This is a genomic window from Dyadobacter linearis (genome assembly GCF_907165045.1).
Lineage (GTDB): Bacteria > Bacteroidota > Bacteroidia > Cytophagales > Spirosomataceae > Dyadobacter > Dyadobacter linearis.
This window is the reverse complement of sequence record NZ_CAJRAU010000002.1, coordinates 564959-587421: the sequence shown is the minus strand read 5'-3', so window position 1 is coordinate 587421 and position 22463 is coordinate 564959. Positions and strand designations below refer to the sequence as shown.

Genomic DNA, 22463 nt, shown 5'->3' with positions numbered 1-22463 from the left:
ATGCTTTGAACTTTTAAAAACCTACATTCAAACCAAAAATCAGTGTTTTGGCTGCCGGATAACTCGCATAGTCGAAGCCCTGGCTGCGGCTGTCCTGGCCAAAGCGGTTCACCTCCGGATCATAACCCGAATATTTCGTCCAGGTCAAATAGTTCTGCGCGGAAACGTAGAAACGCACGCCTTGCAAATGCAATGCTTTCGTCGCAGTTGCCGGCAGTGTGTAGGCAAGCTGGATATTTTTCAGGCGCAGGTATGAACCGTCCTCGATCTGGCGCGTCGAAATGCGGTTGGCAGGGCGCGTAGTCGAAGCTCTCGGAATGTCCGTATTGGTATTTTCCGGTGTCCAGCGGTTGAGCATATCGCGGCTTTGGTTGTTGGTTCCATTCAGGTATTCGAGCTCGAAGCGATTTGCATTCAGGATCTGATTTCCATAAACACCCTGGAAGAAGACAGTCAGGTCAATGCCTTTGTACGAAAATGTATTGTTGATACCACCGATGAATTTCGGCTGCGCGCGACCGATGATGGTACGGTCATTGTCGTCGATCCGGCCGTCAGCTTTCAGGTCCTTGTATTTGCGGTCGCCGATTTTGCGTGCATTCGCATCTACGAGGACTTTCAGTTCTTCGTCGGTCTGATAAAGTCCATCGGTTTCGTACCCAAAAAACGACCCGAGCGGCTCCCCTACCCGGATAACGCCGGAATTAACATTCTGCGCGATGTTGGCCACTCCACCTGCGAAAATCTGCGGCGCGCCACCAATGTCAAGTACCTTGTTGCGGTTCAGTGCATAGTTAAAATCGGTTTTCCATTTGAACGCGCCATCGATATTGTAAGAAGTGATAGTCAGTTCAATTCCCCTGTTTTCAACTTTTCCAAGATTTTGGATCGCGCTGGAAAAGCCGGAAGTACTCGGGATCGTCACACTCAGGAGCAAGTCGCGGGTGCGTTTGATGTAAGCGTCGGCCGTGAAGCTCAGGCGGTTTCTGAAAAGGCTTATGTCGATACCAATATCGGATTGCGTAGTTGTTTCCCACGAAAGGTCCGGATTCGCGATCTGGTTAGGCCCTATACCCGTCGATACGTTGTTTCCAAATACATAGTTCTGTGTTCCCAGTAGCGAGTAAGCCGGATAATTACCGATCCCATCCTGGTTTCCTGTCGAACCGATCGTGGCCCTTACTTTCAATTCACTGATTGACTGAATGTTCTTAATGAAGGGTTCCTCCGAAGCACGCCATGCCAATGCAAGAGACGGGAAGAAACCGTAGCGCTTGTTAGCACCGAAGCGGGAAGAACCGTCTGCACGGAAGGATGCGGTTAAAAGGTATTTTTCATTAAACTCATAATTCACACGCCCCAGATAAGATTCCAGCCCCCAGGTACCAATGCCCGACGACGGTATCAATGCGACAGAACCGGAACCGATGTTGCCTGTACCCAGATTATCATTCACAAAATTACGCGAGGCCGCAGAACTGTTCTCAGTACGGTTGGCCTGTTGCGTATATCCTACCAGCAAAGTCAGATTATGCAGTTTGTTGAAATTTTTGGTGTAGGTCAACAGGTTCTCGTTCAGCCAGGTAATCGACTGTCCGTTATTAACTCTACCCACCCCACCCTGCGACAAGCCACTCGAAACACTTCTTGGAAGGTAGCTATCCTGCTTCTGCATAATTCCATCGATACCGAGAACAACTCTCAGGTTCAGTCCCTCGATGATCTGATATTCACCGAAAATATTTCCGAATACACGGTAGGCTGTATTTGTATTCTTGCTTTCCCGCGCCAATGCAGCCGGGTTATCTGCGGTAAAAGTAAGGGCCGGATGGTTCATCAGATAGCTTCCGTCCGGATTGTAAACGGGCAGGATCGAAGGAAACTGCAGGGCGGCCATCGTAACAAGGCCCGCACTGCCCAGGTCACCATCTGTGCGCGACTGGTTAGTAACAGTACGGTTGACCGTGAGGCTGTTACCCACCTTGATTTTGTTGGTAAGCTTCCGGTCCAGGTTCACGCGGAAAGAGTAACGATCGAAGTCCGAGTTGGTAACGATGCCTTCCTGTTTATAATAGCCCCCTGAAAGCGCGTACTGCGTTTTGTCATCACCACCACTCATCGAAAGCTGGTAGTTGTAGGTCGGTGCGCTGCGGAAAATCTCTTCCTGCCAGTCGGTACCTTCGCCGAATGCTTCGACTTGCTGGGGCGTATAAACCGGATTGCGTCCTTCATTCGTATTGGCGTCGTTCACGAACTGTGCGTACTCCCGCGCATTCAGTACAGGATACTTGCGACGGACTGTTTGCACACCGTAGAAAGCATCCAGGGTCACTGTCGATCGGCCTGCTTTCCCTCTTTTTGTAGTGATAATGACCACACCATTTGCCCCTCTTGAACCGTAAATGGCCGTAGAAGAGGCATCCTTTAAGATTGTCATCGACTCAATGTCGCTGGGGTTGAGCGTACTCAGAACGTTGAAGTTCGAGCCGCTGTTGGACACGTCATTTTTAAATGGGATACCATCGATCACATAAAGCGGCTCATTGTCCCCCTGGATCGAGTTTCCTCCGCGTATACGGATCGTCGTTGCACCGCCCGGCGCGCCTGAATTCTGCGTGATCTGCACGCCGGCTGCCCGACCCTGCAAAGCCTGGTCCATGGAAGTCACCGCTACTTTTTTGATCTCGTCGACCGGAATGGTCGATACGGAGCCGGTAAGGTCACTTTTCTTTACCTGACCATAACCTACGACCACGACTTCCTGAAGGGACTGATCTTCCGGTGCCATCGTTACATTGATTGCACTCTGGCTGCCCACAGGCACTTCTTTGGTCACATAACCCACGAAACTGAGCACCAGTACCGCATCGTCGCTTTCAACATTCAGTTGAAAAACGCCTTCCACATTGGTGGTTGTGCCGGTTTGAGTGCCTTTAATCACTACGCTTACGCCGGGTAGCGGCTGGTTGTTTTCATCCGATATTTTCCCCGAAACCTGCCTTTTGACGCCTTTTGGCTCAGCCGGCGCTTCCATTCCCGGGCCTTCTAGCCTTTTTAGGATAATGATTTTACCCGAGATCTCATATTGCAGGTCAAGCGGTGTCAGAATTTGATCCAGTACTTCGTAAAGTGGTCTGTCATTGGCATTAACAGTTACTCTCCGTGTAGATTTAATGATCGTCGAGCTGAATACAAATCGGACGTCGACCTGCTTTTCCAGCTGAGTGAGTACTTTCCTGATTTCACTGCCGTTGGCGGAAACCGTAATTTTTTCAGAAAGAAGAGATTGCCCAAGACTATTGTGCGCATACCCTGCACCCATGAACAAGATCGCAAGCATCAGCTGTGTTATTGTTATTCGCATCGTCCAAAGTAATACCCGGCGGTATTTAAAGGGTTTTTTCATAGATTTGATTGTTTTGTTAGATTGAAAAATCCGGCAAAATAATCCCTGCCTCCTTTCAGGGAGGAAATGGCGACGAACCAATCGGGATATTTCGGAGCCGGTGATGCTCGAACATTACCGGCTCTTTTTTTATGTTTAACCTTTCTGTTTTCTGTTCGTTAAGAGGTTATTGCGTGATAAAATAGGTTAATTCTTGCACCCGTTGCTGTGAATGAGCACCTGTCCGTCGACGATCTCATAACTGGATTCGACTGCCTTGCAAATGATGTCCAGCTTGTCGTGTAATGTCAGCCCTTCAAGAACAGCTGTGAGCAGGCAGTGTTTCAACAGCGTGGTATCATAAATGATATCAATGCCATAAGCCTTTCCCAGGGTGTTCAAAACGTCACTTGCCGGGGTATCTTCAAAGACAAATTTTGGAGTTTCAGATACGGAGACGACTATTTCGGGCTTTTCGACCAATGTTTTTACCATTTTAACCTCATTGCCGGCGTAAATGATCTTCTGGTTGGGCTTCAATATCATCCCGTGCAGTGATTTGTCTTCCAATTTCTTGAATACGTGCGGGTCGGCTTGCGCAAATACGGCCACCTTACCCGTTTTGACCTCAACGGTAACCTCGCCCTTATCTCCGGACGCATTTACCCGAAAGCTGGTACCTAATACCTTCGTTATCAGTCCATTCGCAAATACCAGAAACGGCTGATCGGGATTTTTCCTGATATCAAAGAAAGCTTCGCCCGTAAGATAAACCTCCCGTCTTTCCTCGTTGAAGGGTTCGCTGTACCGCACGCGACCTTTTGGGGCAAGACTAATATGGCTGCCGTCACTCAGGATAAGCTCCATGGTGCGGGCAGTTCTATTGATTTTTTCAACAACAGAATAGCTTTTTCCCTTCGTGGTTTCCTGTTGTACAAGTTGTGACTTTTCCTTTTTGTTGACCAATATAGAATAGGCCGTCCAGCCTAGTAATGTGATAAGAATAATAGATGCCGCAAATCGCATCCAGGTCGTGAAAGGCGCTGATATACTTCGACGGGGCAGTTTTTGAATATGGGAATTTTCTCCGTTATAGTGGGCAATAGTTCTTTTTACAATTTTACTGATCTCCTCATCGCTGATTTCGGGCTCTTCGATCTGCATAAAAAGCAAAATAGCCCTGGCCCTTTCCACCTTCTCCGCCATGTCAGGATGGGCGTTGATCCAGTTATTCCAAAAAAGGGTGTTGTCTTTATCAGGCGACAAGATCCATTGACGAAAATAGTCGTCCCAGACGAAGTCATCAATAGAAAAATCGGAGTATTGGTCCATGCAAGTTGATTGTCTCTAAATGAGTATAGACGATTTTCATGGCTGGATACCAATAAATTTTGAATTATTTCTAAAAAAAAGGAAGAGAAATACCAGATCGGGTAATAATCAGCGCATTAGGAGCAAATGCAGAAGGCCAGCCAGCATGTACGCTACTTTCCTGCCCTGTTTCAATTGCCGGATTGCAATTTGAAGAAGATTCGAAACTGTTTGGGGGGTTATCGCCATTACTTTGGCAATCTGCTCGCGGCTCAGCTCCTGGAAAAATTTGAGGTAAACCACTTCTTTCTGACGCTGGGGAAGTTTGCCAATCAGATCCTGTATGTGCCGGGTCCTGGCGATCGTCGTTTCCTCGGCGATAAACTGTTCCTCTACCGAGAATTCTACGCAAAAATCATAGTCTACTTCCTGTAAAGTTTCCCCGTCGCAGCTGCGGGCAGAAAGCCGCGTCCTGAACATCAGTCGTCGAAGCGACGCCATCAGATACGGCTTGACCGCAGCATCGGGATTCAGATTAGCTCTCCTCTCCCATAAAGCCATGAAAAGGTCCTGAATGCTATCTTTTACAAACTCCTGGTCTTTGGAAAATTTGCATCCATATCTGAATAGCAGGCGGAAATTACCTGACATCAGCCGTTCGAACGCTTGTACGTCACCGTCCAAGAAATCCTGCCAAAGCAAAAGGTCTTCGGGATTAGTGGACGCTGATTTCATAATTGAGTGAAAAGATCACTAAATAAGTAAATCTTGGTCGCAAACCCAATTTATGCTAAAAGAAAAGTTTTATTCATTCCGTGTATCATCCAATTACGAAGTTCCCGTTGCAGACTTAGGAAGCATTAAAATTCTACCCTAGATTGTCGGGCGTTCTCCATCGATCCCACCACCTGTTATGCCGAGAATTGGGAGGATATCACATGCGACTGTCACATATCAATGTATAATTGCGTATTAAGTATCTTGTAAACAAAACGATACAACTATGAAACACTGGTATATCATTTTTTATATTCTCTCAGTACAAAGTCTTTTTGCACAGTCTGGTCGCTTCACTGTAATCGGACGGATTTCCAACCCTGACACTTGCCGGACAGCACGGGTGATGATTTACGATGGCCGTGTTTTTAACGTTCCTCTAAAAGATGGTGTATTTAAGCTTTCGGAGAGTCTGGCGCACCCTGTTTTGGCTGTTGTCAGCACCTCACAATCCCATGCTGGGTTAGGAATGTGGTTAACAGCTGATACGATTCGAGCTGAATTTGAACGAAGGAAATATGAGGATATCGACAAAAGGCTTATCCAGCCAACCGCTGTTTCCGGCAACAGAGAATCTGAGGATTATTTAATGGCAGTGAATACCATGAACGGTTACAGTAAACTTGGGTTGTCCGAGTCCATGATCAACCAAAAAAAGGCAGACTTTGTGCGCGGGTATGTTTCAACTCATACAAGCAGTTACTTATCACTTACTCTGCTCCAATTACATAACGATTACTTGGGAATTGGTAGCAGCAAAACTCTATTTAATGCATTGTCAGCTGAGTTGAAGAGTTCAGATGAAGGAAAGAGTTTAAAGAAAGCACTTGAACGAAATGAAGCAAACGCAATTGGAAAGAAAATCAATAAAATAAGTATTTCTAACACAGGTGGAAAAGCAACAATTATTCCAAGTCAGACCAAGCAATATAGCCTGATCAATTTCTGGGCTTCCTGGTGTGGCCCATGTAGGTTGGAACACAAAGATCTTGTTAAAGTATACAAGAATATTGATCTCAATAAAGTCGATTTTTTTAGCGTCTCTATTGATACTGACAAAGCAGCTTGGCTAGCGGCAATAAAAAAAGATGGACTTTTATGGACCCAACTTTCCGATCTAAAAGGTTCTAAAGGACCTGCTGCACGGCATTTTAGTATTTCATCAGTTCCTTACTTACTCCTTGTGGATAAAGCCGGCGTAATTAAAGCCGTTGACTTCGAAGCAGCAAAGAAATTCATTGCCGCAGATGAAGTCGAACAAAAGTAGTCTTGCAAGCCGTTACAGCACAAGATGTTTACGACGTAAACAGGTTGTTATACAATAAGTTAAAGCGATTCTGGTGAGCAAAACCTCTCCGGTCTCCCCTGCATACACTGCCTGCCCGCCAAAATCCAAACTCTCGCCTAAGCTGGCAATATAAATTGGAAGGAACATATACCTACCAAACCAAATACAGTAAACTATGACCAAATTCCTTCCAATCTAATTTATATCTCACTACCCGTCGGTATCTGGTATTAAGCTAGCCTTGTAATCATGCAGCCTATAAATTCATTACCCGCCATTTATCAGCCTCTTGCGACTTATCTGGTGCGTAAATATGAAATTGACGAAGAAAGATTACAAAGCATTCTGTCATGTTTTAAGGCGGTAAAAGTTTCCCGCAACGAGATACTTATCAGTTATGATGAGGTTTGCAAGACGCACTACTTTATAAATTCCGGCTGTCTTCGGCTCTTTACGGTAAACAATGCGGGAATTGAAACTTCCCGTTATTTTGCCTTTGAAGGCATGTTTGCCACTGCTCTTCCAAGTTTCATAGATCAGAAGCCTGCATTAGAGTATTTGCAGGCAATTGAAAAATCAGAACTGCTCGCTATATCCCGTAAAGACTTTTTCCAACTTGTAGACACCACCAGCGAGTTCAGCAACATTTACAGGGAAATACTTGAAATTGGATTTGTGAATGCTCAAAAACGTATTTATGGCTTCCAGGGGTTTGATGCGCTTGAAAAAGTAAGGTGGGTCATCGCGTCTCAGCCTAACTTCTTGCTTCGGGTATCCAACAAAATGGCCGCTTCCTACCTGGGAATTTCTCCATCTACGCTGAGCCGTGCAAAATCAAGGCTTTAAAACGTTGACATAGGTCAACATTCAGGGAAGATTGAAGTTGTAGTTTTGCAAAAAAAAATAATGACAATCAGACTGTTAATATTACTTCTTCTACTTCCAACTGCTTTGATTGCGCAGGCCCCATTGGCGTTGCAGGTGGCGGTAGCCCTGAGAATGATGATTTGATTGCAAAATCCGCCAGCATTCAGCAGGCGGGAATTTTTACAGAACTTAACCAACCTTAAAAATGAGGAACTTACTTCTTACGCTGGGTCTTATCCTGAGCACTACACTGGCTCACTCGCAGGCAAAAACGTTTCAGTTATCAAGTCATATCCTTGACATATCTAAGGGCACGCCGGCATCAGGTGTACCTATTCGACTTGAAAAAATGGACTCTGATAAAAAAACTTGGTCGGTCATTGACGAGAAAGTGACGGATGCCAATGGCCGGATCTCAGACTTTCTAAGTTCAGAAAAAGCCGATAATAAAGGCATTTACAAATTGACTTTTTTAACAGCTGATTATTTTAAGAGCCAAAACACAAATAGTTTTTATCCATTCATCGAAGTGGTCTTCGAAATTAAAGACAGCAAGCATTATCATGTACCAATCACACTCTCGGCTTACGGTTATTCTACTTACAGGGGCAACTAACCTACCCATCTATGGCCTGGAATGTCATTTATCCCAATTCAGCTGGACATCTGCAACGCTTTTATGCGCCTTTTTACCAAGTAACTCAGCCAATTCGGGATCACCTAAAATCTCTCTTTGGGTTTTTAGTGCGTTCCATAAGTTTTTAAGGCCATCAGTACTGCTCGCGTCATAGATTTCGCCTGCGGCAATATGCCAGCGGCACTGGTACCAACCGTAGTTTTGCGGGTAATTTGGCCCTATCTGACTATAATTTTTTTCCAGCTCTTGCAGTGTGTTATATTTTAATGTAGACCTGTCAGTGGTTGCAACGGCCATTTTAGGAAATGTAGTCAGCGCATTCAAAAGCTCAGGCTCCTTTTCAGCAATGTAAGTATGAAGCAAAATGTTTGGAAATAACTCGCCCATCCACCTGCGCTGCATGACCAAACCGCCCTGGTTATGATAAGCATGACCTAGTTCATGAATTGCCAGCAAGTCAAAGAATGGCTCCATATTCAGTCCGCCATTCTTATCTGTATAGGCTTCCTTAACGGGCCCGGCATATATGGCTGGAATTTTGTCAGTAGCTGGAACCATGCTTTTCCAGTGATCATTGTTTTCGGCAGCCACTATCAGCGTTTTATTGCTGGTATAATGAGGCATACCGTAAAAAGGAAATTTGGTGAAGTTTTTCCAATCACCCGGCGAGAGTATCAGAAGGGTTACTGTTGGCGTAAATTGTAACAGCTCGGTGTAGAATGCTTGCACGTTATCGAGTTGCTGGGCCATGCGCCTGGCCTTTGCTTCCGACCCGCTACTGTAATAAGTATCTGTTTTAAGTCCCTTCAAATGCGTCAATCCTTCATAAGACTGTGCATTTACAGGATTGCAAATGAGAAGAAAGCACGCGATAAATAATGCCAGATGAGATGTTTTCATGATCTTTTTATCACAAAACTATCTTACAAGTTGACCCTGTGCCTAGTATAAAATCGACATTTTCTCAGTAACGAATGTCCTTTTGCATACGTAGCGGCGTTGAAAGCAGTTCTTGTTCTATCCTAGAAGGATTTACCCCGGCAAAGATCTTGAAGTCCCTGATCATGTGCATTTGATCAAAGTATCCTGCTTCGTGCGCTATTTGTAACCAGCTGATTTGGGGGAAATCTTCCCGAAGCCTGTATGCTTTGGAAAATTTTAAAATGCGGGCATAGAATTTCGGGTTCATGCCTATTCTTTCTTTACATGTCCTTTCAAATTGTTTTAAGCTCAGACAGGAAAGTGACGCCGTCTTCTCAATAGACATTGCACCATTAGTTGCCAGAAGCGCGCGAATGGCAGCATCAAAGGGCAACGCCTTTCTGAGACCGACTACCCTTTTTAAAAGGAATTCTTCGACTATATTTTTACCTTCCTGTACGTTGCCTATATTTTGTAAGCGCTCATTGACGCTTCGCATTTCGGCATCAAAAAAATCCAGTGCATCAAACCCGCTATCAGCCAACCTGTGCATAGGAACGTTCAAGATGCGGTACATGGCGCCCGGCAGAAAGTCAACGCGTACCGACCTGAGACGTTTGTGCACTTTGACATTTACACGGGAAAGCTGGGGACCGGTAAGCAAAACAAGTGGCTGCACTTCAAAACTCGCTAACCCGAGACGGCCCATCGATACAGGATCATTGCAATAAAACATCAATGATTGAAAAGGCGAAGGCGGAAAGGGTGTTACCACCTCACTAACTCCATCCATCAGCGTCAAATCTACCGTCAATATGTTAAGTACATATTCATGGAGCGCCGGGTGCAACAGGTGTGTTTTTACTTCCATTTAACGTGCAGGTCTAGCAATAATTATCGTTGTATTCCCAAGGTACAAAAAACAGGTATAACACATTGTCTTAGATGTATTTGCATCGTTTATATAAACGGGAAAATAAAGTTATAGACCTTAGCATACAGTAATATCGCCGTTTGAATGAACCAGCTGTGCATAAAGAGATTGGCGTGATTGTAGACGGTGTAAAAATTGGTTCGTTTTATTACATACCTGATGGGCCTAGAATCAGATCTCCTATTTCGACACTAAATTCAGTCTACCTTCCCTATCCTAGTGATTACTTGGCGGCGTACATTAGACTAGCTAGATGTCCGAAATTGAACAACAATAAAAAGCACAAAAGGCCATTTCAAGTGGGCTGATTTATTTTTTAGCTCATGGTACAATAGTTGACGTACTGGTATAAACGAACCTGAACTAACTCAACTTACATGCTGCAATCCTACCTTAAAATCGCCTTTCGCAGCCTACTAAAAAACAGGTTGTTCTCGATCATCAATGTGGCTGGCCTTGGGCTGGGCATCGCTGCATTTATATTGATCTTTGAATATGTTGCCTTTGAAAAAAGCGTCAACACGTTCCATAAGAATCTGCCAACCTTATACCGGATGCTGGATAGCCGGCCCACCGGCGATGTTTTTGTCCAAATGGCACCAGCCATTGCGCCTTTGGTTAAGAAAGAATTTAGCGATATTAAGGCGTTTTGCCGTGTTGCCGAAGGCTCGGCGAATGGGATCATTACCATTGAAAGTCAAGACAAAAAGAAGTCCGTTCAATTGTATCAGTAAGACAGGCTTGCCTATGCCGATGGGAGCTTTCTTACACTATTCACATTTCCACTTATTTCTGGAAATATTCAATCCGCTCTTTCTGAGACAAATACCATTGTAATATCAGCTTCACGGGCTAAAAAATATTTTGGTTTGGAGAACGCTCTTGGCAAAACATTGGTAGTCAATAATCAGTTTGGAAAAACATTATACAATGTCACGGCTGTGTACGCAGACATGCCCGAAAATTCGGACATTCAATTTGATGCAATTCTTTCGCTGCAAACGCTCGCCAACCCAGCTAACTTGAATGGCAACGGCTGGGCGCGGCTCGATGGTTTTGATGGCTCCTACGTCACCAACTATTTCCAACTAACCGGCAAAGCCAATTCAGCTACTCTTGAAAGCAAGATTAACACATTAAAAACCAAGCTCGACCCGCAGGATAAAAGCAAATTTGTGCTTCAACCTATGTCTCAGATTCACTTGGGCTCTTCCATGGATGACCCTTACCAAACAAGTGGCAGCTTGTCGTTCGTCTACCTCCTGGGTGGCATTGCTATTCTGATTTTGGTCATTGCCTGGTTCAATTACATTAATCTTTCAACGGCTGCGTCGCTCAAACGGGCCAAAGAAGTGGGCGTCAGAAAAGTTGTAGGCGCAGGCCGGTTTCAGTTGGTTAACCAATTTTTAGGCGAGTCTTTTCTGCTGAACATCATTGGCTTCGTGGTGGCAGTACTGCTGGTTTATTCGTTTCAAAAGCCTTTTAATGATTTTACGCAGAAAAACTTCTCAATCGAAAGGTTGCTTGCTGACCCTTCGTGGATTGCTGCGGCGATCTTGCTGGTCTTGGGTGCATTTCTGTCAGGCAGCTACGTTGCATTTTCGATCACTTCTTTGCAACCTATCCAAATACTGAAAGGCACTTCGGGCTTAAAACTGAATGCAGGTAAAGAAAACTGGCTTCGGAAAGTGCTGGTGATCGCGCAGTTCAGTGTTTCTATCATCCTGATCATTGCCACGCTGGTCTTGTACAAGCAGCTTCAATACATGCAAAATAAAGACCTGGGCTTCAAAGCCGAGCAAAGGCTGGTGATCAACGGCCCGCAGCTTGAAGACGACAAAGCGCTCGGCACAAGCTCGGCATTGCTAGACAATCAGGTCAGTGCGCTTCCCTATGTCAACAACCTTTGTCACACAGGCATCGTGCCGGGCAATTACTATTCATTCAATGCAGCAGGCATTGTCAAGCAAGGCGAAAAATCCGACGACGCTAAAAAAGGCTATGCGATGGGCATCATTGATGATCGCTATTTATCTGTCTTTCAAATCGGGCTGGTAACTGGCCGGAATTTTACGGTCCACGAAGCGGAACAAGGTTGGGAAAAAAGTGGAAAGCTCATGATCAATGAATCCGCAGCGCGGCAGCTTGGATTTGAATCGCCGCAGAAAGCGGCGGGGGCAATGATCAGCTGGGGACAGTCTTTTGAGATTGTCGGCGTGGTAAAAGATTACAATCACCAGGGGTTGCAAAAGGCGGTTGATCCGATCATTTTCATGCCGCGCCGCTCGGGTGGAAAGCTCGTTTTGCAACTCGCTACGACCAATATGCAGCGGCAACTCAAAGAATTGGAAGCGCTTTACAAGGCTGCCTACCCGGGCAATCCATTCGAATATTACTTTGTGGACCAGAAATACAACGAGCAATACAATGATGAAAAGCAATACAGCCAAGTTTTCGCGCTGGCCTCGATGCTGGCCATATTCATTGCCTGTCTGGGTTTGTTTGGCCTGGCGAGTTACATGACCGAGCAGCGTACCAAGGAAATCGGCGTCCGGAAAGTGCTGGGCGCAAGCATTGCCAGCATTCTTGCATTGGTGTCAAAGGACTTTTTACGGCTTGTCATCATTTCCATTCTCATCGCGTGCCCTATTGCCGGTTATCTGATGAAAAAATGGTTACAGGATTTCGCCTACCAAACCGACATTGCCTGGTGGATGTTTGCGGGCGCAGGCGGACTTGTCATCGTCATTGCAATTCTCACTGTCGGCTTCCAAAGCCTAAAAGCCGCGCTGATGAACCCGGTCCAGTCGCTTCGAAATGAATAGTTAAATCCATAAACATTCCAATGATATGCTTGGTAATTACTTCAACACCCCTGTAATATTGGGATGATCAAGGACATATAGCAAAACACCTTCCCCGATCATTCCTGTGGCTCCTGTTAGTATTATTTTCACTTTCGGTTTCTACAACACTATTTCAGCGTCCAAAACATGGAGAACGTATTTTCAATGATCTCACGCTGTTCTCTTCCCGAAAATTTATTGAAGAAAGGTATTGATTTACACCGAATGCCTGATTACAGATCAGAGTGTACAATAGATTAACATCGATATCAGCGATCTGCTAATCCGCTATTGCCGCACGAAAAAGTTCTAGTACGGGTGCTATCTGAACGGAAATTTCGTCACCGATAATCTTTTTTAGATAGGGAGAATTGGAGAACTGAGCAAGGAATGAAAACTATACTCTGATTTTCAATTGATTAAGTGCGACACTAATTTCCAGTGATCCAGTAATTGGTCCGACATTTGTTCCAGTACAAGTACAGAAGCCCTTCAACGCATGTTGACGGGCTTTTTGCTTTTGGCAGATTCCAAAAACCCGGTTACAACCTTACTTCATTGGTTGATAGTCAGACTCCGGTCAGGCTGACCAAACCGAGCTATCCAGCGAATCTGCCCTATACTTACCAGAAGCCTTCTTGCCATATTCCTTAGGCGAGACCCCAAATTCTTCCCTAAAACATTTGGAGAAATAAGACAGATTTGAAAAGCCCACATCATACATTACCTCAGACACATTCCCCTCATTATTTCCCAGCAGCAGGGATGCCTTTTTGATGCGGTATTTCTTAATAATCTCATTGGCAGAAAACTGCGTCAAAGTTTTAAGCTTTCGGGACAAATGCGCCGAGCTCATGCCCATTTCCGAGGCAAGCACTTCTACATTGAATTCGGGATCGGAGATGTGCACTTCAACGATACTCATCACTTTTTTGACAAACTTCTCATCGACATTCTCTTTGCCGTCTTTCACTTCCGGTGTTATGATCAGGTTTTGACGGACATAGGTGCTCATTTCTTCCTTACGCTGCAAAAGATTACTAATCTGCGCATCAAGCAGTTCAATGTCAAATGGTTTGGTAATATAAGCGTCGGCGCCAACCCTGATCCCTTCGATTTTCTGGGAAGTCAGGCTCCGCGCAGTGAGCAATATTACCGCGATCCGGCTGGTTTTAGGATCGCTTTTGAGCATTTTACAAAACTTCAAACCATCCATAATTGGCATCATAACGTCTGAAATTATCAGATCTGGTAGATATTGACCAGCTTTCAGCAATCCTTCTTCTCCATCGCCCGCAATCACAAAGCGGTATTTATCATGAAGTGTTAGTCGTATAAAATCAACCATATCCGGGTTGTCTTCCACGATCATTAGCAGCGGCTTATTACGGCCAGAATTGACCGTTTCATACGCTTCCGTATTTGACAATGGTGCCTGGAAAATGGGAAATGAATCCGGATCACTGTGTTCCAATACCAATTGCTCGGCATTCCCTTTTGGAAGCAAAATTGTAAAAACGCTTCCTTCCCCTGGCTCGCTTTCGAGCTTTATTTCTCCACTGTGCATTTTTACATATTCCAACGTCAGCGCAAGCCCAATCCCCGAACCCATTTCCCTTTTTCTGGATTCGGCGGTCTGGTAAAAGCGTTCGAAAATGCGTTTTTGATCGTCGGCTGAAATACCAATCCCAGTGTCCGAAATGGCTATTTGCACCGCAAAATCGTCAGGATCTTCTTCATTTATAATTTCAACATTCACCGCGATTGAACCGCCCTTTGGCGTGAACTTAAAAGCATTTGACAAAAGATTTAATACGATCGTTTCGATCTTTTCTGCATCGGCAAAAAGCTCAAATTCCGCTGTGCTGATGGTGAATGTGTAATCAACCTCGTGCCTGGCTGCTTTGTCGGCAAAATGTGAGTAGAGCTCTCGCAGCAACCCGATAATCTCAATTTTAGACGTATTAAGATACAGTTTATCTTCCTGCATTTTCTTGAAATCCAGGACCTGGTTCACAACCCGAAGCAAGCGGTGCGAATTCTTTTCGGCCAGCGAGATCAGCTTGAAATTATCAGCATCCAGCTTCCCATTTCGCATGATCTGGTGAATGGGAGGCAGTATGAGGCTAATCGGCGTGCGCAGCTCGTGGGAAATATTGGTAAAAAACTGCTCCTTGGTTTGCTCTATTTCTTCGGCATGGGCAATTTCCAGCTTACTAATTTTCAGCTCATTTTCCAGTTTGATTCTACCTGAATAGATTTTCAATGCAACGTAAACGCCCGCCGCAATTAATATCACGTACAAAGCCAAAAACCCTTTGCTTAACAGCAATGGCGGATTAATGGTAATTTCCGTTACGCTTATTTCCTTGCTCCAAATCCCGTTATTGTTGGTGCCCCTCACCTTAAAAGTGTACGTTCCGGGCGAGAGGTTCGAGTATACTGCAAAGTTTTTATTGCCCGAAGTCGTCGTCCAGTTTTCGTCGGCACCTTCGAGCTTATAGGAATACGTGTTCATTTCCGGTTGCCAGAAATGCAATGATGCAAATTTCAATTCCAGCGAGCGTTGTCCATAGTCGAGCTCTATTTTGGGCATATAGGAAATATCCCGATCCAGAATCACGCGGTTATCTAGTTTTTCACCGATTTCCACTTCCTTGTTGTTGAGTAACAAATCGGTCAGAATCACCCTGGGCTGATAACCATTTGGGATCGCCTTCTCTGGTGAGAATGAGATATAACCATTGTCTCCGCCAAAAAACAGCTCGCCGGAAGCGGATTTGCCCACGCAACCGGCGTAGAAACTCTTAATGGGGAGATTTTTATTGAGTGGGTAGAATTCTACTTTTCGACTTGCAGGCGTAAATTTTTCCAGTGCCGTATTGGTCGCAACCCAAATATTGCCCTTTTGATCTTCCGTAATGGTGGCCCTGGCCATGTTATGGTTCGGGATGGCGTGAAAAGACGCCTTTTTTGTGGAAGGGACATATTCAACCAGTCCATTCTCTGTGGCAGCCCAGATGCTTCCGCTTTTGGATTTGAAAAAGCTGCTAACCGTTTTGCGATCCGCTACCCGGGCAAAAGGAAGGATTTTTTTCTTTACACCAGTGTTCAAATCCAGCCTGAACAGCTCGTCAAACTCAATCAGCCAGAGCGATTCTTTGTCTGATAGGAACTGATCGGTCTCGGCTTTTGATACCAGCTGGAAATGCAGGTCTTTAACATTCTCCAACCTTTTCGTCGATTTGAAAATGCCGCCTTCCCAGGTTCCGACCAGCAATGTCCCGTCAGGCGTTTCTACAAAATTGTTAATGTAATTGGAAGCCAAGCCATTGTTTTGCCCGGCGGTAATGGTCTCCATGATCTGCTTTGCATCATCCCAAACGTGAATGCCCGCAACAGTGCCGATCCAGATGCGCTCATCGCGGTCTTCATGCAAGACGGTCACATTATTGATCATCAGACGGCCTGGCCCGGGCGACTCTATGCTGAATTTGCGGCTCTGACCAGTCTTTGGATCAAAACGGATAACGCCGTGCAGCGTGCCGATCCAGTAAATTCCTTTCTTGCTGACCAGAAAAGACTTCACCTGACTTCCAATCGTCTGCCCGCCAACCTGCTGCATCACATGATGATATTGGTACAGATTATCCATTTGGTTAACCTTGCTGATCCCGTTGGACGTTACAAACCAAACCACACCCGCCCGGTCTTCAAATATCTGCCAGATCACATTGTTGGCAATCGAGTAAGGCGATTGCGGATTGTGAAAATAGCGCTCAGTGGTGTTATTGACGAGATTATAAATGTTTAAACCGAAATCGGTGCCGAGCCAGATTTTATTGTCATTTCCCGTATAAATGGCTTTGACAACCTGATTACTCAGTTTCGTTTGTTTGTTCAGGTTTTCATGCGCGCCGGTAAGCATATTGAAGCGGCAAAGGCCGGTTTCCGTGCCTACCCAGAGCAGGGCATCATTTCCTGCGATGGGTTTAATGTCGCAAATGAGGTTGTTCTGAGCATTTGGAGCGCCTTTTCTTTTCAGATTGAAGGCTGTGAATGTGCTTGTTTTGGGATCCAGTCTGTTAAGCTGGTCGTAAGTGCCGATCCATAACATGCCTTTTTTGTCTTGAAATATCGTGCGGACGGTGTTATGGCTGAGGTCGCTGTTTTGCGTGGTTAATGTTGTGAACGTCCCATTATTCGGGTTGTATTTGATCAGCCCAGTCATGGTCCCGATCCAGAGATTGCCGTCTGCGCCTTTTGAAAAGCAACGTATGTTCGTATGCGTTCCAGTGGGAATGCGGGTGATTTTAAATGTGATCGTGTTGATCTTGCTCAATCCGTTCACTGTCCCGATCCAGAGATCGTCGCCGTCCGCGTAAACACTCTGGACGCCGTTGCTGGGAATGGAGTTTGGTGTTCCGTCTTTCTTGAAAATCCTGAAATGATAGCCGTCGTACCGGGCCAGGCCGTCGCCGGTGGCGATCCAGATGAAGTGATTGCGGTCCTGCGCAACGGCATTGATCAGGTTGGTGGGCAAGCCCTCGCTGACTGAGAGTGTACTGAAAAATTTCTCCTGCCCATGCGAAGAAAGGCACGCCAGCATTAAAAAGAAAATAATCCCCCACGTTCTGCTTATCCGACCGACCCGACACATTCGCTTTTGGCGTGAAAACTGACTTTTTGAACAAAAAATATAATAAATACCAGACAAATATCAGAAAATTATCGCTTTCCGTCAGATTATTTCTAATCGAATTTAGGCGGTGGATCTACCTTGCAACCATGAATTATAATGTAAAATATAAACTTAATCCATCAATTCCATGAAGAAAATATTACTGCTTTTGCAGATTTTCCTAATGACTTCCTGCACAGTGCTCTTAGCGCAGCAGACGGTCATCAAAGGAAAAGTGACTGACAACACGGGAGGCGGCCTGCCCGGCGTGAATGTGGTTTTGAAAGGAAACACGAGCGGAACGTCCACTGACCAGAATGGCGATTATTCGCTGGCCCTACCCAACGGCGCGACCGGGGAGCAAACGCTCGTTTTTTCTTTTATAGGGTATATCAAACAGGAAATCGCCATCGCGAACCGGACTGTAATTGATGTAAAATTGCTGGTAGACACGCAAAACCTGGACGAAGTCGTCGTTGTCGGATATGGAACGACTGCCAAGAAAAACCTGACTACGGCCATCTCGAAAGTTGATCCTACAAAAATTCCAACATCGGCCAATAACAATGTATCGGAGCTGCTCTTTGGTCGTGCGGCTGGTTTGCAGGTTACACAGCAAAGCTCGCAGCCGGGCGGTAACATTACGGTTTCGATCCGTGGAAAAGGCAACCCCTTGCTGGTCATTGACGGCGTGGTGTATCCGGGAAATAGCATGGAGCCGGGAAATGGTTCCGTTGAAATGCAGGGTGTTAACCGGGGTGGACTGGCTGGCCTGAACCCAAACGACATTGAATCCATCGAATTTCTGAAAGATGCGAGTGCGGCAATTTACGGCGTTTCGGCGGCCAATGGTGTTATGATCATTACCACCAAAAAAGGAAAAGCGGGCCGCATGAGTGTAAGCTACGATGGCAACCGTTCTTTTTCAAGGAATATGCCGTATCTGAAACCATTGAGCGCGTCGGATTACATGCTGTATTTCAACCAGTTAAGCAAAGACAAATACCAGGCAGACCGCAATATGGCACCGTTTGGAAATGTGCCTGCGGATTTGAGCGGTTACACAGAGAAGTTTACCGATGAGCAAATACGCAACGCGGGAGAAGGAACGGACTGGCTCGGACAGGTTTTGCGGCCGGGAAGCATTGACAACCACAATGTGAGCGTCAATGGCGGCACCGAAAAAGCGACTTACTTCTTTTCCGGCAACTATTTCAACCAGGTCGGGTCCATGAAAAAGTCCGATCTGACACGTTTCTCGGGCAGGCTAAATGTAAATTTTGTTTTGAGCAAGATATTCAGGCTGAATGTGAATGTGAATGCAAACCGCAATGCATATTCCAATCCACAGGCAGGCTGGCAAACGGGTGGCTCGGGAACGCAGGGCTTTAACGCATTACAGGCCGCATTGGCCTATCCTTCCTCTGTTCCGGTTTACAATGCAGATGGCACTTACAGCCAGTTTGCAATCACGGGCAACCCGGTTTCGCTGCTCGATATAAAGGATAAAACCAAAGCGCAGGGCTTGCTGGCCAATACATCCCTTGACATCGACATTATCCCAAACACATTGACAGCCAAGCTCCTATATGGTAACAACAGCGAAAATTCAATTCGTGATTTCTACATTCCTATCACGGTTTTCTGGGGGCAACTCTACAAAGCAAGGGCTTCACTGGCCGAAACACGCAGACAGAATCAGACGATGGAAGCAACCGTTTCCTACAAAAAATCATTTGGCGACTGGCTTAATCTGGATGTCGTGACGGGTGTAGGTCAGTATCTGGAAGATTTCTCAGGTTTCAGCGTAGAAACTTCGGATATGCAGGATGCGATCAACACCGACAACCTGGCCTCTGCTACCGGCCCGAAAGTAATTGGCTCATACAGAGGGGTTAACAAGCTACGCTCGTTCTTTATCCGTAGCAACTTTGATTTTCTGGATCGTTACCTGCTTTCGCTGACCGTGCGCCGCGATGGTGCAGACAAGTTTTTTCCCGACAATAAATACCAGTATTTCCCTTCTGTGTCGGCGGGCTGGAAGATCAATAATGAGGCATTTATGCAGGGTATCCCTACGATCAGCACTTTGAAACTGCGCGCCAGCTATGGGATGACAGGCGAGCGCCCGGGCAGTGTCGCTTATGGTGCTTATGGCGCTGATCCTAATGCTGTTACATTCAACAATGGCTCGGCGGTTTACTTCCCATATCGCCTCACAGCATTTGATAACCCCAACCTTCGCTGGCCGATCACGAAGACCTTTAACGCAGGTCTGGATTTTGGTTTGTTCAAAGAGCGTATTACGGGTTCTGTGGATGTTTTTACAGAAAACCGCACGCGTTTGTTAAGCAGCGCTACCACCCAGCAGCTGTCCATTATTTCAACTTCTCCTATCAACGGCGGTCATCAGCGACGAAAAGGTTTTGAGTTCAGCATTAATACGGAGAATTTGAAAACCAAGAATTTTAGCTGGAACACGACATTGAATGTCACGCATTTTACAAACCGCTGGGTGGAGCGCTTCCCAAATGATCCTCCGGCGCAATATGGCCGTGTGAATGATCCGGTGGGCGGCGATATCATTTATGTATATCAAACGAATGGCATTTTGCAAGCAGGTCAGGAAGTGCCTGCCTGGCAGCCAGCTTCGGCAAGTAAGCCTGGTAACCCCATTTTTGTCGATAACAACGGTGATGGAAAGCTGGATTTCAATGATGTAAAAAGCTACTCCGGCATTCCCAAAGCGATCGTCGGATTTGGTAACAACTTCACTTACGGCAAGTTTGATTTGAGCGTGTTTTTCTACGGACAATATGGCGCGTGGGGCAATGACTTCACCACGCTTTGGGGTGACCCGGTGAGCTTGCTATCCAGCAACCAAAGCGGAACAGAGCGGATCAAAGATGCTTGGAGCACGTCCAATCCAGACGGAACGCTACCTGGCGCAGCCTATAATGAAGGCGCGATCGCATTGGACGCCGGACTCGATACAAGGCTTGTCAAAAGGGATTTTCTTCGCTGCCGGAACATTACATTGGGCTACACCATCAATTCAGGTGGTTTGACCAAATATGTGAAGAGCCTCCGGGTTTTCGCCGATGTACAAAACGCATTCATTCTGACAGGTTTCAAAGGTGTTGACCCAGAGATCCAGGCGAGCTCGATCAAAGGCGGACCGGCTCCTTACCCGATGGTGAGAACCGTATCCCTTGGTCTGCGGGCTAATTTTTAACATTCGACATTCAAAATCATATGAAAAAGATCATCATTGCCGGTATAGTGGCGGCCAGCTTAACCGTCACCAGCTGCGAGAAAAATTTTGACCCGGTGCTCACCGGCGTGCTCTCCCCTGCCAACTTTCCTAAAACCGAGGCTGACTTTAAACTTTACACATTGCAGGCTTACAAGCCCTTTGGCTCGAAATGGGGTTACAGCGATGTGGAATACCAAAACATGTTTTTTAGCCCGGAATACGGACATTTAGCAATGTTTGACCTGCCCACCGATCAGATGAATGTGTTTACGGAATGGGGTGGTTTCTGGGAATTTTTCAGCAAAGGAGATTTCACATTTCTCAGAACGCAAGGAAAGCAAAGCCATTTTGAAAAAGTGCGTTACGTTACCCGAATGACCCAGGTGATTGCCGATATTGAAAAAGCAACCATCAGCGATGCCGCCAAAAACAAATTCATCGCCGAGGCCAGAATGGGACGCGCCTGGACGATGTACTATCTGCTGCACATGTACGGCCCGGTTCCCGTAATCCTCGACGCCGCCAAAATCAACACCAATGCCGAAAGCGACCTCACCCGCCCATCGCGAGAAACGTACGTTTCCATGATTGCGGCTGATCTTAATTTTGCGGCTGAAAATCTGGAACTAAGCCCTTCGGAATATGGCAGGTTTAACAAAGGATTGGCACTGGGCATGTTGACGCGGTTGTATCTCAATGAAAAAAAATGGGCGGAGGCCGAAAAAGCAGCGCGGGCAACGATTGCATTGGGCAAATACAGCTTGGTTTCTGACTATGCCGGCTTGTTCCGCGAATCGACGGAAGTGAATACTGAAACCATCTGGGCGGTGAACTGCGACCCGGTGGCGCCCACTAATGGCGAGGGTGGCGGCAATTTCAACGCAATGGCACTTTATTGTTTGCCAAACGATTTCAAAAGCATCAAACTCGGAGGTGGCTGGGCCAATCCGAGCGGCGTCTTCTGCCCTACCTGGGCATTTTACGACACTTTTGATCCGGCAGATAAACGCAGAAACCTGCTCATTCCAACCTACACCGACAAAGCCGGAAAAGTACGCAACCGCACCAACATGCGTGGTCCTGTTCTGAGAAAATATCCTGACGAATCTTCACCGGGTGCTGACGTTCAGGGAAATGACATGCCAGTTTTGAGGTATGCCGATGTGTTACTAATGCTGGCCGAGTCTATTAACCAGTTATCCGGCCCGACGGCTGAGGCCATCGCTTTGGTCAACGAAGTAAGGACGAAACACGGCGGGGTTGCCGTCTTACCGGCGACGGCTACGGCTTCCAAAGCTGCATTCAATGACGCTATTCTTCGGGAAAGGGGCTTTGAATTCTATTTTGAAGGCGTCCGCAAGATTGATCTGGTTCGTCATGGAAAATGGGCTTCCGCGCTGGAAGCAGCCGGAAAAGTGAACCACGGGCCGTCTGAACTATTTCCTTTGCCGCAATATGTGATTAATGTTGGGGAGGGAAAGATTGAGCAGACAGCTGGATATTGATTTTGGTGGTCGGCTTTCAGCAGTCGGCCATCGCCTTTTATTGTGTGCGATTTTT

The 22463-nt window shown here is 46.1% G+C and carries 13 protein-coding genes and 1 pseudogene; 8 read left to right on the top strand and 6 right to left on the bottom strand.

The annotated features are described in order from the left end of the window. Positions 1–13: 13 nt before the first annotated feature. The 3 genes from KOD92_RS08550 to KOD92_RS08540 form a co-directional block, all read right to left on the bottom strand. Positions 14–3406, bottom strand: coding sequence for a TonB-dependent receptor (locus KOD92_RS08550; protein ID WP_229254598.1), 3393 nt, complete (start codon positions 3404–3406; stop codon positions 14–16). Positions 3407–3592: 186 nt separating this feature from the next. Further along, positions 3593–4717, bottom strand: coding sequence for a FecR family protein (locus KOD92_RS08545; RefSeq protein ID WP_215233123.1), 1125 nt, complete (start codon positions 4715–4717; stop codon positions 3593–3595). 108 nt (positions 4718–4825) lie between these two features. Continuing rightward, positions 4826–5431 (bottom strand): RNA polymerase sigma factor, encoded by a 606-nt coding sequence (locus tag KOD92_RS08540; RefSeq protein WP_215233122.1) that lies wholly within the window; start codon positions 5429–5431, stop codon positions 4826–4828. A 268-nt stretch (positions 5432–5699) separates the two neighbouring features. Between KOD92_RS08540 and KOD92_RS08535 the strand changes: the two genes are divergently transcribed. The 3 genes from KOD92_RS08535 (at position 5700) to uraH (ending at position 8244) form a co-directional block, all read left to right on the top strand. Continuing rightward, complete coding sequence (locus KOD92_RS08535) at positions 5700–6740, top strand: TlpA family protein disulfide reductase (protein ID WP_215233121.1); 1041 nt, start codon at positions 5700–5702, stop codon at positions 6738–6740. A 270-nt stretch (positions 6741–7010) separates the two neighbouring features. After that, on the top strand, positions 7011–7607 hold the full coding sequence (locus tag KOD92_RS08530) for a Crp/Fnr family transcriptional regulator (protein ID WP_215233120.1): 597 nt from the start codon (positions 7011–7013) through the stop codon (positions 7605–7607). Positions 7608–7833: 226 nt separating this feature from the next. After that, on the top strand, positions 7834–8244 hold the full coding sequence (gene uraH, locus KOD92_RS08525) for a hydroxyisourate hydrolase (protein WP_215233119.1): 411 nt from the start codon (positions 7834–7836) through the stop codon (positions 8242–8244). A 24-nt stretch (positions 8245–8268) separates the two neighbouring features. Here the strand turns inward: uraH and KOD92_RS08520 are convergent, their stop codons facing one another. Then, entirely contained in the window at positions 8269–9165 is an 897-nt protein-coding gene (locus KOD92_RS08520) for a hypothetical protein (protein WP_215233118.1), read from the bottom strand. Positions 9166–9229: 64 nt separating this feature from the next. Then, positions 9230–10057, bottom strand: a complete 828-nt coding sequence (locus tag KOD92_RS08515) for a helix-turn-helix domain-containing protein (RefSeq protein WP_215233117.1) — start codon at positions 10055–10057, stop codon at positions 9230–9232. 440 nt (positions 10058–10497) lie between these two features. On the opposite strand from KOD92_RS08515, the gene KOD92_RS27395 reads away from it, so the two are divergent. From KOD92_RS27395 to KOD92_RS08510, 3 genes and pseudogenes are all read left to right on the top strand, one after another. Next, the gene (locus KOD92_RS27395; protein WP_229254597.1) at positions 10498–10854 is read left to right on the top strand and encodes an ABC transporter permease; all 357 of its coding nucleotides are present in this window, start codon (positions 10498–10500) and stop codon (positions 10852–10854) included. A 27-nt stretch (positions 10855–10881) separates the two neighbouring features. Beyond that, a pseudogene (locus tag KOD92_RS27690) lies at positions 10882–11241 on the top strand (ABC transporter permease); the annotation flags it as partial. Between the two features lie 66 nt (positions 11242–11307). After that, positions 11308–12945 carry an FtsX-like permease family protein gene (locus tag KOD92_RS08510; protein ID WP_406566164.1) on the top strand — a complete coding sequence of 546 codons (1638 nt, stop codon included), beginning with the start codon at positions 11308–11310 and terminating at the stop codon, positions 12943–12945. Positions 12946–13546: 601 nt separating this feature from the next. On the opposite strand, the gene KOD92_RS08505 is transcribed toward KOD92_RS08510, so the two are convergent. Next, the gene (locus KOD92_RS08505; protein ID WP_215233116.1) at positions 13547–17575 is read right to left on the bottom strand and encodes a hybrid sensor histidine kinase/response regulator transcription factor; all 4029 of its coding nucleotides are present in this window, start codon (positions 17573–17575) and stop codon (positions 13547–13549) included. Between the two features lie 220 nt (positions 17576–17795). Here KOD92_RS08505 and KOD92_RS08500 point away from each other — a divergent pair, with 220 nt between their 5' ends. After that, a complete protein-coding gene (locus KOD92_RS08500) occupies positions 17796–20882 on the top strand; it encodes a SusC/RagA family TonB-linked outer membrane protein (protein WP_229254595.1) in 3087 nt (1028 codons plus the stop codon). Positions 20883–20902: 20 nt separating this feature from the next. Next, entirely contained in the window at positions 20903–22408 is a 1506-nt protein-coding gene (locus KOD92_RS08495; RefSeq protein ID WP_215233115.1) for a RagB/SusD family nutrient uptake outer membrane protein, read from the top strand. Positions 22409–22463: the final 55 nt, after the last annotated feature.

Excerpts from the sequence above, each read along its gene's own strand:
- KOD92_RS08530 (WP_215233120.1), top strand. The coding sequence starts at position 7,011 with ATGCAGCCTATAAATTCATTACCCGCCATTTATCAGCCTCTTGCGACT.
- KOD92_RS08520 (WP_215233118.1), bottom strand. The coding sequence starts at position 9,165 with ATGAAAACATCTCATCTGGCATTATTTATCGCGTGCTTTCTTCTCATT.
- KOD92_RS08510 (WP_406566164.1), top strand. The coding sequence starts at position 11,308 with ATGTCTCAGATTCACTTGGGCTCTTCCATGGATGACCCTTACCAAACA.
- KOD92_RS08500 (WP_229254595.1), top strand. The coding sequence starts at position 17,796 with ATGAAGAAAATATTACTGCTTTTGCAGATTTTCCTAATGACTTCCTGC.
- KOD92_RS08515 (WP_215233117.1), bottom strand. The coding sequence starts at position 10,057 with ATGGAAGTAAAAACACACCTGTTGCACCCGGCGCTCCATGAATATGTA.
- KOD92_RS08540 (WP_215233122.1), bottom strand. The coding sequence starts at position 5,431 with ATGAAATCAGCGTCCACTAATCCCGAAGACCTTTTGCTTTGGCAGGAT.
- KOD92_RS08495 (WP_215233115.1), top strand. The coding sequence starts at position 20,903 with ATGAAAAAGATCATCATTGCCGGTATAGTGGCGGCCAGCTTAACCGTC.
- uraH (WP_215233119.1), top strand. The coding sequence starts at position 7,834 with ATGAGGAACTTACTTCTTACGCTGGGTCTTATCCTGAGCACTACACTG.
- KOD92_RS08505 (WP_215233116.1), bottom strand. The coding sequence starts at position 17,575 with ATGCTGGCGTGCCTTTCTTCGCATGGGCAGGAGAAATTTTTCAGTACA.
- KOD92_RS27395 (WP_229254597.1), top strand. The coding sequence starts at position 10,498 with ATGCTGCAATCCTACCTTAAAATCGCCTTTCGCAGCCTACTAAAAAAC.
- KOD92_RS08535 (WP_215233121.1), top strand. The coding sequence starts at position 5,700 with ATGAAACACTGGTATATCATTTTTTATATTCTCTCAGTACAAAGTCTT.
- KOD92_RS08545 (WP_215233123.1), bottom strand. The coding sequence starts at position 4,717 with ATGGACCAATACTCCGATTTTTCTATTGATGACTTCGTCTGGGACGAC.
- KOD92_RS08550 (WP_229254598.1), bottom strand. The coding sequence starts at position 3,406 with ATGAAAAAACCCTTTAAATACCGCCGGGTATTACTTTGGACGATGCGA.